This is a genomic window from Prochlorococcus sp. MIT 1201, from assembly GCF_047303415.1.
GTDB lineage: Bacteria > Cyanobacteriota > Cyanobacteriia > PCC-6307 > Cyanobiaceae > Prochlorococcus > Prochlorococcus marinus_D.
In genome coordinates this window covers 1,764,401-1,776,468 of record NZ_CP138947.1, presented here as the reverse complement: position 1 = coordinate 1,776,468, position 12,068 = coordinate 1,764,401, and the positions used below count along the sequence as shown (strand labels likewise).

Sequence of the window (12,068 nt, the reverse complement as noted above, 5' to 3'; positions counted from 1 at the left end):
TTTACCTGGCATCGGCGGGGGTCCACCACCCAGCGGCTGGGCCTATGAAGCGCGCTACGACCCACAAAGCCACCATGAAGCCGATGCCAATCCAGGCGCCACGGGTTGTGATGGCGTAAAAACGCTCTTTATCACGTTGGGTAATGGGCAGCCAGGAGACGATTCTGGGGGAGTCATCTTTTTTGGATTGTTTCTGGCGTGGTGCTAGGCCCTGTTCGGATCGTCGTCTGGCTTCTCCCATGGCCTTCCTCGTTGCTGTTTGGTTGTTAAAGAGTAGTTGGCTTAATCCGGTAATAGGCGTTGCAGGGGTGTCCAGGGTTCGAGTGTGCTCAGCACTTGCTTCCCCCAGCTCCGTCCTCGTAGACGTCCGTCCAGGATTGCTAGTCGTCCGTGATTTTTTCGGAGCGGGGCAATCGCTGGTGTTAGCAGGCTGAGAGCTTCAGGCAAGAGAAGGTCTCGGAACCAGTCACGACCTTGATTCTTGAGGGATTCTACTCTTGCTGCTGTGAGTGGTGACTCTACGCTCGCCAGGGGAAGCAAGGCCACGATTAGTTGTTCTGGGAGAGGGAGTTGTTCCTGGTGATGAAGCCACCAAGCCCAGCGGCAACAGACAACACCGTTGGATTCCGGAGCGGTGGTTTCATGAACGACTCTGCGTCCAAATTCCGCCGCCAACTCACTTGTGAGTTGGCGGCGCAGTTGCTGATCGTCAAGTAACACCACAGTGATGCCCGGACGCCCCAGGATCAGACGGCGGCATTGATCGAGCAGATGCTCTGCATAGATTTCGGTATTCGGTAGTGGTTGGCGGCGCGGTGCAAAAAGAGGTATTGGTTCCTGCAGGTTGGGTTCACTCAATCTGGCTATGACGGTGGCAGGAAATGCTGCAGCGTCCAACTCAGTGCGGACGAGTTCGTGCTCCCGTGATCCGCTCAGCAGGACAGACGGTTGGTCTCGTAACAGACCTGGAAGATTTTGAAGGGGTTCGAGCGGTTGTAGATGCCATTGCCATTGCAGTAGTCGGTGATCGAGTTCGGCCCAGCTTGCCCAAAAACGGCTATCGGCCTTCAGCACTGCAGGCCAAGGGGAAGGTGAGGGGCCTAGAAGTCGCATGAGATCTTTGAGAGCCTGAATTTCGCTGCCATCAAGGCGAACCTGGGCATTGGCTCGGGTGGCGTGAGTAAACAGGCTGCGGCTTAATCGTTCGTGCAGTTGCATGAGGGAAGCCTCCGCAGAAGGATGTGCCCGCCGCAAACGCTCCCAGTCTTGAGGTGTGATCGACAAAGCCATGCTGTCCCGTAGTCGCTGGCTTAGTTGGTCTGCTTCTGGAATGATCAACTGCCTTGATTTGAGATGCCCCTGGTGGTGTGCCTCAATCAACTCACTGTGGTTCATCAACCACAGTTGATTCCCTGAGGGCGGAAGGTGCCCTTCCCAGCAGGGGAGTTTGATGCCTTTCGTCAGCAGTTGTGGCAGTTCTACCTTGAGGAGTCGCCGTCGCTGCTGATCGGAAAGGATCATCACAGCATCCTTGGCCTCCAGGCAGAGAGGAACCAGCAGACCAAGCCACCAGAGGTCTTTGCTACGAGGGTCGAGCTGGATCAGGGTGTGATCTTTGCGCCTGAGACTGCGGGCAACAAGACGGCTCAAAGTGAGGTGATGAGGCCAGGGGGAGGAGTTCTGCAGGAGCAGGTGCTTGAGCTGCTGATGGCTGCGGGCTTCGAGCATTGCCAGAGCCTAGGAAGCTGTAAACCCGAGCAAGCTCCATGTTGATTGGTCGATCAACATGGACTGCAGTGCCAGAACCGTAGGGATGGAGCAGAACAAAAACACATCACTTTGCGCTGGAGTCGTAGGGCTTGGGCTGATTGGTGGCTCCTTGGGATTGGATCTGCAGGCGCTTGGTTGGAAGGTCAATGGTCTGGTGCATCGTTCCACTACCGCTGATAGGGCTCGCGCTAGGGGTTTGGCTCACTTGGTGAGTACCGATCCGGGCATTCTCGCGGATTGTGATTTGGTGATCCTGGCGCTGCCTTTGGCTCAGCTGCTCAATCCAGATCCGAATCTTCTAAAGGCTTTGCCTGCAGCTGCTGTGGTAACTGATGTGGGTTCAGTGAAGATGCCTGTTTTAGAGCTCTGGAGCGACCTACACCCCCGCTTTGTGGCTAGCCATCCCATGGCAGGCACCGCTGAAGCAGGAGTGGAAGCAGGGCTGCGGGGCTTATTTCAGCAACGTCCTTGGGTAGCGACACCTGACAATCAAACAGACCTTGAGGCGCTCGAGTTGGTGCGTCGATTTGCGGTGTCTTTGGGCAGTCAATGGTTTACGGCGGATGCAGCTAACCATGATCAAGCTGTGGCGCTGATTTCCCACCTGCCTGTGCTGGTGAGTGCTGCCTTGCTACGAACAGTGGGTGAGGAGCGTGATCCTGCTGTTCGCGAACTCGCCAGAGTGCTGTCTTCTAGTGGTTTTGCTGATACCACCAGGGTGGGTGGTGGTAATCCCCAGTTGGGAACATCTATGGCTGAGAACAACACCGCAGCGATCTTGCGTGGTTTGGCTGCTTATCGCTGGAGCTTGGAGCAGCTTGAGGAGGCCGTTTTGAATGGGCACTGGTCGCAGTTAAAGGCTGAATTGGAACGTTCCCAGGCATTGCGACCCAGCTTTCTTGTTGCTGCCAACAATGACCTCAATTCGCCACCCGCAACTGATGACCTCGCTGAGCCATGAGCTGGCGACAGGTCATGAGTGCCGAGATGCTCACCCCTGCAGTACCTTCACCAGGGTGAATTGAGTCACCACAGAGCCAGAGCCCTCGCATGGGAGTGCGGCTTGCTAGTCCGAAGGGCCCAAATTGTGAAGGGTGCTGCCCAAGGCCACCCACAATTCCATTGGGCCGACCAGTCCAATGTGCAAAGCTCCTGGGTGTGGCTAGTTCTTGATGCTGCCAAGCTTCAGGTGCGAGATCTAACCAACTTTCAAGTGTTTGGCGGATGGCTAACAGGGCCGTTTGCTTGCGTTCTTGATAGGTGGATTCAGTTAGGCCCCACCACTCCGCTGTGGCGGTGAACACACTTGCAATCACTGTGGCTTGACCAGCGGGAGCACGGCCATCTCCCTCACGGCTGATTGATACGAACAGGGAGCCGGGTGTTTTGGAGGCTCTTTGCAGATGGACAGGACAGTTCTTAGGCAGGGCGCTGCGATCGATGGCCCCGTAGAACACCAAAGCTCCACTGGGTTGAGGTAATTTCATTAGCCTTTGGCGATAGGCCTTGGGCATGCCTGCTCCTTGTGGCATCAGCGATCTCAGGCATTGAGGAGGCAGACTGCATACCACATCTGGTGTGGTCAGTTCTAAAGCCTTGCCATTGGGGGTTTTGATGCTGACTGTCCAAGCCATGCCCCGCGCAGCTAGTTTTAGGCCCACCACACGATGGCGCAGCAATACCTGGCCGCCATCCCGCTGCAGGGCATGCATTAGGTCATCGCTGAGTTTTTGCATCGATCCCTGCAGATGCCAGAGCCCAAGAGGTGCTTGAGCCATTTGCAACACGGTGGCTCCATAGAGGGCGGCTGTGCGATCGAGCGGTTCTTGCGAATAGAGCTTGATCTGGAGGTCTAGGAATTTGCGAAGGCGCTGATCCTGCGCACAGCCGCATAGCTTTAAGAGATCTGCCACTGTCAGGCTGCTCAATAGCCCTGAGGCGATTGTTGCTGGACGCAGAGCCTGAAGCAGTTGGCCTAAGTCCCAAGCGTTGCGGGGTGTGACGACCGGATCATGGCTGGCAAAGCCCCAGTTGCTTTGGTGGAGCTTGGCAGTCAGAGCCCAGAAGGAGTCACTGCCAGGGAAGTGATATCGCCATTCTTGTTCCCAGCGCTTTGGATCATGCCAGAGCTGAATGGGTTGGGATCCGTCGGCGAGATCCACTGCACAAGCGGGGTTGAGTAGCTCCGCTTGTGGCATGACCAGGTTCAGATGCCTATAGATGCGTTCATGGCTGCCACTGGGTTCTAGACCGGCAACCTGGGTGGCACCCACATCGAAGATATAGGGACCTCGTCTGAAGGTGCCGGCACACCCTCCAGGTTGATGGTGCGCTTCCACCAAGGTGACGGGTAATCCTTGCTTGGCTAAGAGGGCTGTTGCCGTTAGGCCGGCAATGCCGCCCCCGATCACGATGATTGAGTCCTCAGCCATCCGGTCATGCTGACAAGGTTTAGAGAGGTGTGGGTATGAACGAGCGTCTGAGGCAGGACCTGGTAGCAGCCGAGGGACCCTTGAGTGGTGAAGTCATTGAGGATGTTGAGTGCGTCGCAGGCGGATGCATTCATCAGGCCTGGTGTTTGCAGTTGAAGGGTGGTCGGCAACTGTTTGCCAAAACAGGTGGGGCAGATGCTTTGCCAATGCTCAAGGTCGAAGCTGAGGGGCTAAAGGTTCTTAAGGCATGGGCTGATCCGGGAGTGTTGGAGGTGCCGGAGCCTTTGGCTTTTGATCAGGTCTGTGGTGAAGCCGTGTTGTTGCTGCCTTGGTTGGATTTTTGGGCGGGTAATCAGGCATCTCTGGGTCGTGGACTGGCCCTGTTGCATCGGGCATCTGCCGCCGAAAACCCTGGACGCTTTGGTTGGCCCGTGGATGGTTTTATCGGTGCTGGCTCTCAGCCAGGGGGGTGGAGGGAGGAGTGGGGCGACGCATTCGTGACGCTGCGCTTGCGTCCTCAGCTAAGAGAGGCGGCTCGATGGGGCTTGGATCTGGTTGATGTTGAGCCAATCCTCTCGGCGTTAATCCCTTGGTTGGATCGCCATCAACCCAGTCCAAGTCTCGTGCATGGGGATCTTTGGAGTGGCAATGCCAATGTTCTCTCAGATGGGCGGGGAGTCCTGCTGGATCCTGCTACCTGGTGGGCCGATAGAGAAGTTGATTTGGCGATGACTCAATTATTCGGTGGTTTTTCGCAGGATTTCTATATCGGATATGAGAACGTATGGCCACTCCCAGCTGATGCAAGCAAAAGGGTCGAGGTTTATAACCTGTATCACCTCATCAATCATGCCAATCTCTTTGGAGGCTCATATCGAAGTCAGAGCCAATCCATTCTGAATCGTTTGGCAAGTTGGTTGCTGACTTGAATTGCATTTGGATTTGCAGTATTCAGCCTAAGTATTCCTTGCGGAGATTCTGAACCCTTTCAGACAGGGCAGAGCGCTTCTCACTGGTGGTGAGGTTTTGCCAGCTCCATTGGCCCACCATCACCACACCAAGCAGTTCGAGCAGTCCAGGCACGATTGGTAGCAAATTGATTGTATCCATCACTCCCTTGATCAGGATCTGGGCAACGATCACAGCTGCGAAGATCCCCAAAACCTTGCCGATGCGCCCCATCTGGCTCCAATCGAGCTTGTTTAGGGTTTCGTTGACCTTGCCAACGGCTTCGCTGTAACGCTCTGAGAATTTAATCTCCTCATCTGCGTTATCAACGCTGCTTGTGGTGGTCTTTTCTGTGGTGGATTGTTCGTTTGTCACGGTGTTGATGTCGCTCATGAACACGAAACCGATGGCAAATCTTTGCCGAGCGTATCGAAAGGATCTTTGTTATGCCAGGGCTGTTGGAGTTTGATCGTAATTACCTGATGGTTCTTCGTCGCAGTTTATTGGCTGTGGCGCCATTTGAGGGATGTGCTCTCTTATTGGGTTATCAAGATGATTCCAATAGTTATCAAGGCGGCAGTATCTGGAATGTTCGGCTGATTTGGCCTTGCTGCAATGTATGGGAGCCGGGAATGTCAAGCCTCCCTGAAGACTCGGATGATCCGAATCTTGGGGCTGAGCTGCTGCCATCACGCAAGTGTCGCTTTGCTTTGGATCCTCGTGAACAGTTGCAGGCTCAACGCTTTGCCAGAGAGCGCAATTGGCAGGTGTTGGGCAGTGCCCATTCTCATCCTGGCGGTGAGGCTGTGCCTTCCGTTATGGATCATCGCTGGGCCACTGTGCCGTCGTTAGTTGTGATCGTGGCAGGTTCCGGCAATGTGCGCGCTTGGTGGCTGACAGGAGTGCAACCTGGCCAGCAGCATGAGGTTGCGCATTTGGGACAGTGGTAAGGGAATAGCTATCGGCACTCTTTCTCCTATGGGTCTTCACGAAACCGTTGATGTTGACCTGAGCCCCGATGAGTTAGAGCGTTTTTCTCGTCATCTCACCCTGCCAGAGGTTGGGATGACTGGTCAGAAACGACTCAAAGTGGCTTCTGTGTTGTGTGTGGGTAGTGGCGGGCTCGGTTTGCCGGTGCTGCTTGATTTGGCTGCTGCCGCTGCAGGGCCATATCGGGATTGTCGATTTAGATGTTGTTGAGCCCTCTAATTTGCAGCGCCAGGTGATCCATGGCACGAGTTGGGTGGGTCAAGCAAAAACGCATTCTGCTCGGGCTCGCATCCTTGAAATCAATTCCCATTGTTTAAGTTGATGTCTACGAGAAAGCGCTGACGCGAGATAACGCTTTTGAGATCATTCAGCCGTACGAAATTGTTTGTGACTGTAATGATAATTTCCCTAGCCGTTACCTGGTGAATGACGCTTGTGTGCTTTTAAGTAAGCTCAGTATATTTTTGATCGATTCATCGCTTTGAAGGTCAGGCGACCGATTTTAACCTTGATGCTGAGAGTCCCAACTATCGTGATCTGGTGTCCGAACCGCCACCCGCTGGCTTGGTGCCTTCTTGCGTCGAAGGCGGTGGGATGGGGATCCTTCCGGGATTGATTGGTTGAATCCAGTCTATTGAGATGATCACACTCATCACGGGAATTAGAACGATGTTGAGAGGTCGCTATAGATTGTTGATGTTTTGCCCTTCAATGTAAGGGGCGTATTTTGTGGCTAAGTTCTCAATGCTCAAGGATCAATTATTTGACTGACTTCAGTGTCACCCAATCATTCATCCGTTCGCCAATGATGACATTGATGATATTCCTTCGGAGAGTATCCTGATGAGGGGATTAAGGAACTGTTTGCTAAGAAGACTGCGTAGAGGTTGTTTCTAGATGTTCACAATTGATATGAAGATTGGCTTGCTAGCGTCGCTACTATTGAGTTGATTCTGCCTAGCAGAATTGAGATTGGAGAGTCTGTTGAATAGGACTTTAAATGATAGTTATACGTTGGATTACTTGTTTGCTTAAAGGGTGCGATGCTCCTTCTATTAAGGTTTTGTTCGAATCGAAAAGCCACGGCATTATGAGGCGGTCTTGGCGGTGTGATTTATGATTAAAATCAGTAGCTTAAAGTAAGAATATTGGCTGTTAAAAGATGTTTTTACCTCTGTTCTGTCAGAGGATCAAATAGGTTTGAAAGGAATTCAAAGACTGTCGAGATTGCAGGCTTTTCACGCAGTCTGATTCGTGCTGTAATTGCCATTCCTGGCCTGAGTTGGTCTAAGCTAAATAACTTAGGTGCGCTTGGTTTTAGCAGTTTCAGGTCAGCGCTATAAAGCTTCTGAGGTGAATCTCCTGACTGTGCACTTGTCATGGGCGACAGGGATATGACCTCAGCTTCTATAGATCCAAACTCTGAAGAAGGGAATGCATCGACATCTAGATTTGCAAGGCTTTTGACTTCGATAGGAGCACTCAATTTTGAGGGAATCTTTACTTTGGCAATTAACTCTCGGTCAGGAATGATTGTGGCTACAATGTCGCCCTGTTGAATTCTTGTGCCTGGACTCTGGTATTTGACATCTTGGATAAAACCATTGACGGGGGAAGTGATCGTGAATCTATTTGACTTGGCTTCAAGTTCTTGAATACTGCCTTTAATTTCTTCTGATGTTTGCTCTGTTTGATGAATTGAACGTTGCTTTTCTTCTCGTATACTTTCTATAGAGAGCGCTGCTTTGCTGATCTGTGTTTTCTTTTCAATGACTTGGGTCTCTTGAATAGCACCTTCTTTTAATAGAAAGGTAAGACGTCTAAGCATGTCCCTGTCTAGGGCTAATTGCTGCTTACTTTGTTCTATACGAAAATCATACATATTGACCTCACTCACATTTTGAATTTTAATCAGCGCTAGGCGTTTTTTGAGACTTTCCAGGCGGAGCTTTGTTTCATCATCACCATAAATAATAAGTGGTTGCTCTGTTGTTATTGGTTGATGGGGCTCTATTAGAATGGATTCTATTACTCCTGGATCTAAAGCTTTTACTGGTACAGCAGGCTTTGCCGTAGTGATTTCCCCTTGAAGCATCACAGTTTCTTCTACTTTTGTGAAGACAGACCAAATGATTAGAGAGACAGAACCTGCACCAATGGTCCAAATCATTACTCTGGACCAAAGAGGTGTTGGAGGTAAAAGACCTAAGTCTGCCTGTGGGATATTGTTTTTGGGTTTGGATTTAGGTGGTCGCAAAACACCTGCTATCTTTTTCAGAATCACTCTGGCTCTCCAAATTGAGACTGATAAAGGGCAAAATAACGACCCTTCTTTTTCATTAACTCTTTATGGTTGCCGATGGAATCTATTCTGCCATCATGCATAACAATGATTTGATCAGCATCGACAAGAGTCGAAAGCCGATGGGTGATCATTAGCATTGTTTTATTCTTAAAGTGAGCGCGCAGGTTGCTTACAACCTGTTTTTCAGTGTCTACATCAAGGGCAGAAGTAGCCTCATCTAAAATAACCATATTAGGATCCTCAAGCAACATTCTTGCCAAAGAGATTCGTTGTCTTTGTCCTCCAGATAGCCCCGCTCCTTTTTCGCCAATTGGTGTATTGTAACCATAAGGCAGTGTCATGATGAATTCATGGGCGCAAGCAATCTTTGACATTGCTAAAACCCGTTCACTTTCTGCTTGAGGATCACCTAATGCAATATTTGAAAAAACAGTACCTTCAAAAAGCATGCAATCTTGTGGAACAAACCCAAGCTGTTTACGTAGGCTATAAAGATCAACTTTGGCAATATCAAAGCCATCAATAAGTATCCTACCTTGAGTAGGTATATATAGCCTAGGTACCATCTTTAAAAATGAGCTTTTACCACAGCCACTTTGACCAACAAGTCCTACAAAGGTGCCAGCTTCTATCTCGAGACTTACAGAAGACAAGACAGGAGTTGAAGAACTTGAATAGGCAAAACCAACGGCATCAGCAACTATACGACCCTTAATAGGAGGGATAATTATATTACCTTCTTCATTTTCACTTATCTCTAGTGGTTGATTAACAACATCCCCAACTCTTTCTAATGAGAGAGACATCTCCTGGAAACTCTGCCAGGTTGATGCTAGCCTCAACATTGGTTGGGTTACATAACCACTAATAATACGGAAGGCAATGAGTTGACCAAGGGTAAGTTCATTGCGAAGCACCAGCCAAGCTCCAAGGCCGATAATAATAATGTTGCTAACCTTACTTATGAGCTGTAAGGCATTTGAGCTTGTCGTATTTGCCAAAACAGCTTTGAACCCTTGATTAATCGATTCAAGGTGACGGTCTTCCCATTGGCGACGGGCTGTTAGCTCTGCATTTTGTAATTTTACAGTTTGAATTCCACTTAAGATCTCTACTAAAAGAGAATGTGTACGGGAGGCGGCCTCAGCTCTTCTCCTAATAAGTCTTTGAGTGATGGGAGTGATCCCTACAGTAACAATAAATAAGAAAGGTATTGTCAGTAATACTGTTAGCGTCAAGAGCGGGCTGTAAAAGAACATGACCGCAAAATAGAGAACAGAAAAAATTGCATCGAGTACTGCTGTTAAGGCTGTACCAGTAAGGAATCGGCGTATATTGTCTAGCTCTCCCAATCGACTTGAAAGCTCTCCGACTGGACGTCGATCGAAGAAACGCGCATTAATTCGTAAAAGCCTTGAAACTATTGCTGAACCTACACCAATATCAATACGATTAGAAACTTCAACAAATTGAAAAGTTCTCAGGCTTGAAAAAATTGTTTCAAGTATGACAAAAATCATCATCAAAACGACAAGTGGAGTTAAGGCATCAAAGGCACCTTTACTAATAACCCGATCTATAATTTGTTGAAAAAGTAAAGGTGTCGCGAGTGCAAATAATTGATTTAAGAAGCTTGCAGCAAATACTTCTATTAATTGCAGGCGATAACGCTTCATATACGGAAGCAACCACAAAACATTAAATCTCTTCTTCGGAGTATGTAGACCTAGAGCAACTGATATGACTTCTGGGTTGTCAGATAATCTTTCGCTTGCTTCTGATGTTCGAAGTTTCTCTACTCCCTTAAGAGGGTTCAGTATAATTATTTCACGATTAGTTGTGTTTACTATAATGGAACATAAACCCTGACTGTCGATCCAAATACATGGCACGGGTAAGCGCAGAGGGCGATCAGGGTGAATACGAATGTTGCGAACTGCAAGTCCAAAGTTGTCTAAGATTGACAGAAGTTTTCTGCCCCAGCGAATATCATCTTCATCCAATATATTAGCTGCTCTGTTTATGGTATCGCGACGTGTAGGGAGCTCAAAATGCTCGACCAACATACTTAGACAAGCGACGAATGCATCTCTGCGATTATTAGCTCTAATCAGATTAAAATCAAAAACTTCCTGCTTGCGAACATCATTATCTAGTTCAAGTGTAGTAGGCATTGAGTCATTGATTGGAGCTTCGGGCTGATTGGGCTCTTGTTCAATAACTTTTTCTACTGCTTTGGGTAAATGCCTATTCGTTTGCAATATTTCTTGCGTATGTACGATGCCTATTCGCGGCAATGATTGAGAATTAAAATAGGTACGAAATATTTCCGGAGTCAAGGATTGTCCATATTGAAAACCATCGTTTTCCTGATCCAAATAGAAAAGAATTCCTGTGCTTCTAATCTGTTCAGCTGATTTAACAATATTCAAATCATTCATCAAAAGATTAGGATTGTCATGGTTAGGATTAAAATATTTATTAGAATCCTGAAGAAGAGATTTTACAGTTGGCAATTCAAATGGATCTATCGAATTCCGTAGCAGATCATTCAAAATAGAAACAGATTTCTCAGGCAAGTCTTCAAGACTTATAACTCCATAGCTACAGAGAGAAGATGCTCTTGCCTCTTCTGCTATGGGCAGAGAGTTGAGTTGAGATAGGCCAAGAACAAAAGGAGCATCTGATTTCAATAAAGTGAGAGAACCAAATGTTCGCTTTTCATCTATTAACCTTAGCTGCCCTTTCTCTATAAACACGATCTTTCCCGGAGAATTATTAGTCGAATAGATTAGAGCCCCAGGCTCAACTTCTTCTAACTCAAGATCTAACTCTAATGAAGTGATCAAGCTTTGATAGTTTTTATTAGACAGCTGCAACTTCCAAATCCTCCTTGTCGAGATAAGTTTTTGAAATTTTTTCAGCTATTTCTTTGCACTTGCTCCCTAATAAAAGTCCCCCTAAAAATTCTTTAGTGGATTCGTCAAAGGAACTATCAAATCTATACTCAAGTCGAACAATCACAGTCCATTCATCAGCTTGAAAAGGTGAAAATAATTGCCTCGCAGAAGCAGTACGAAGCCTTGCTGCGACCTCTGGATGAGGTGTTGTCAGATCAACAGGCCCAATGATCCCCTGAGTTTTGGATTCTGGCCCACAGCTGTGGGACTCAGCAGCAGAACCGAACTCTATTTCTCCAGATTCAATAGAATAATAAAGGTTATAGGCAAGATCCTCAGATTCAACTCGAATCAAGCTATAGAGAACGCGGTCTAGCCTATCCTTATAGCGAAGAAATAAAGACTCACCATTACCTGTGATTAGCTTGTCGATTACTCGCTTACGTTTAAGTCGATTATGGGCATAACTAATGAAATTATCGTCGTCACTATTTAGCAGATGGCTGTTTCTCCAGCTCTGAAGTGCTTGATGATTGGGTATTTTTAAGTCTTTTATTAATGTAGAGACTGCTTGCTCATCATCTATTGGCTGCCCTTCATCATCCAATTCAAACTGGTTAACAAATTCGAATTCAGCCTGTGCTCTTATAAGGGATTGTAGTAGTCCATGCAAGGCAACTTGCTGCATCAGAGTTTGCTCCAAAGCTTCCTGCCTGAACCTCT

At 48.4% G+C, this 12,068-nt stretch carries 10 protein-coding genes and 1 pseudogene; 4 read left to right on the top strand and 7 right to left on the bottom strand.

All coding sequences use genetic code 11. The annotated features are described in order from the left end of the window. Position 1 precedes the first annotated feature (1 nt). Positions 2-241, bottom strand: coding sequence for a DUF2839 domain-containing protein (locus SIB41_RS08525; protein ID WP_011131093.1), 240 nt, complete (start codon positions 239-241; stop codon positions 2-4). 41 nt (positions 242-282) lie between these two features. Then, positions 283-1,728 (bottom strand): helicase, encoded by a 1,446-nt coding sequence (locus tag SIB41_RS08520; protein ID WP_413358211.1) that lies wholly within the window; start codon positions 1,726-1,728, stop codon positions 283-285. A gap of 58 nt (positions 1,729-1,786) precedes the next feature. Here SIB41_RS08520 and SIB41_RS08515 point away from each other — a divergent pair, with 58 nt between their 5' ends. Next, positions 1,787-2,731 (top strand): prephenate/arogenate dehydrogenase, encoded by a 945-nt coding sequence (locus tag SIB41_RS08515; RefSeq protein ID WP_413358209.1) that lies wholly within the window; start codon positions 1,787-1,789, stop codon positions 2,729-2,731. On the opposite strand, the gene crtD is transcribed toward SIB41_RS08515, so the two are convergent. Continuing rightward, entirely contained in the window at positions 2,691-4,202 is a 1,512-nt protein-coding gene (crtD, locus tag SIB41_RS08510) for a C-3',4' desaturase CrtD (protein WP_413358207.1), read from the bottom strand. The genes SIB41_RS08515 and crtD overlap by 41 nt on opposite strands. 35 nt (positions 4,203-4,237) lie before the next feature. Here crtD and SIB41_RS08505 point away from each other — a divergent pair, with 35 nt between their 5' ends. Further along, positions 4,238-5,131, top strand: coding sequence for a fructosamine kinase family protein (locus SIB41_RS08505; RefSeq protein ID WP_413358205.1), 894 nt, complete (start codon positions 4,238-4,240; stop codon positions 5,129-5,131). Positions 5,132-5,153: 22 nt separating this feature from the next. Here the strand turns inward: SIB41_RS08505 and SIB41_RS08500 are convergent, their stop codons facing one another. Then, positions 5,154-5,543, bottom strand: coding sequence for a CAAD domain-containing protein (locus SIB41_RS08500; RefSeq protein WP_063420384.1), 390 nt, complete (start codon positions 5,541-5,543; stop codon positions 5,154-5,156). 65 nt (positions 5,544-5,608) lie between these two features. Here SIB41_RS08500 and SIB41_RS08495 point away from each other — a divergent pair, with 65 nt between their 5' ends. Continuing rightward, entirely contained in the window at positions 5,609-6,100 is a 492-nt protein-coding gene (locus tag SIB41_RS08495; protein ID WP_413358203.1) for a M67 family metallopeptidase, read from the top strand. 28 nt (positions 6,101-6,128) lie between these two features. After that, positions 6,129-6,842: pseudogene (locus SIB41_RS08490) on the top strand (ThiF family adenylyltransferase); the annotation flags it as partial. A 466-nt stretch (positions 6,843-7,308) separates the two neighbouring features. Here SIB41_RS08490 and SIB41_RS08485 read toward each other — a convergent pair. From SIB41_RS08485 to SIB41_RS08475, 3 genes are read right to left on the bottom strand one after another with little or no spacing between them, the layout of a single operon-like run. Then, positions 7,309-8,424 (bottom strand): HlyD family secretion protein, encoded by a 1,116-nt coding sequence (locus SIB41_RS08485; protein ID WP_413358201.1) that lies wholly within the window; start codon positions 8,422-8,424, stop codon positions 7,309-7,311. After that, on the bottom strand, positions 8,421-11,324 hold the full coding sequence (locus SIB41_RS08480; RefSeq protein ID WP_413358199.1) for a peptidase domain-containing ABC transporter: 2,904 nt from the start codon (positions 11,322-11,324) through the stop codon (positions 8,421-8,423). Before SIB41_RS08480 ends, SIB41_RS08485 begins: the two co-directional genes overlap by 4 nt. Continuing rightward, entirely contained in the window at positions 11,311-12,033 is a 723-nt protein-coding gene (locus tag SIB41_RS08475; protein WP_169246934.1) for a peptidylprolyl isomerase, read from the bottom strand. Before SIB41_RS08475 ends, SIB41_RS08480 begins: the two co-directional genes overlap by 14 nt. Between the last annotated feature and the right edge of the window lie 35 nt (positions 12,034-12,068).

Excerpts from the sequence above, each read along its gene's own strand:
- SIB41_RS08525 (WP_011131093.1), bottom strand. The coding sequence starts at position 241 with ATGGGAGAAGCCAGACGACGATCCGAACAGGGCCTAGCACCACGCCAG.
- SIB41_RS08520 (WP_413358211.1), bottom strand. The coding sequence starts at position 1,728 with ATGCTCGAAGCCCGCAGCCATCAGCAGCTCAAGCACCTGCTCCTGCAG.
- SIB41_RS08515 (WP_413358209.1), top strand. The coding sequence starts at position 1,787 with ATGGACTGCAGTGCCAGAACCGTAGGGATGGAGCAGAACAAAAACACA.
- crtD (WP_413358207.1), bottom strand. The coding sequence starts at position 4,202 with ATGGCTGAGGACTCAATCATCGTGATCGGGGGCGGCATTGCCGGCCTA.
- SIB41_RS08505 (WP_413358205.1), top strand. The coding sequence starts at position 4,238 with ATGAACGAGCGTCTGAGGCAGGACCTGGTAGCAGCCGAGGGACCCTTG.
- SIB41_RS08500 (WP_063420384.1), bottom strand. The coding sequence starts at position 5,543 with ATGAGCGACATCAACACCGTGACAAACGAACAATCCACCACAGAAAAG.
- SIB41_RS08475 (WP_169246934.1), bottom strand. The coding sequence starts at position 12,033 with ATGCAGCAAGTTGCCTTGCATGGACTACTACAATCCCTTATAAGAGCA.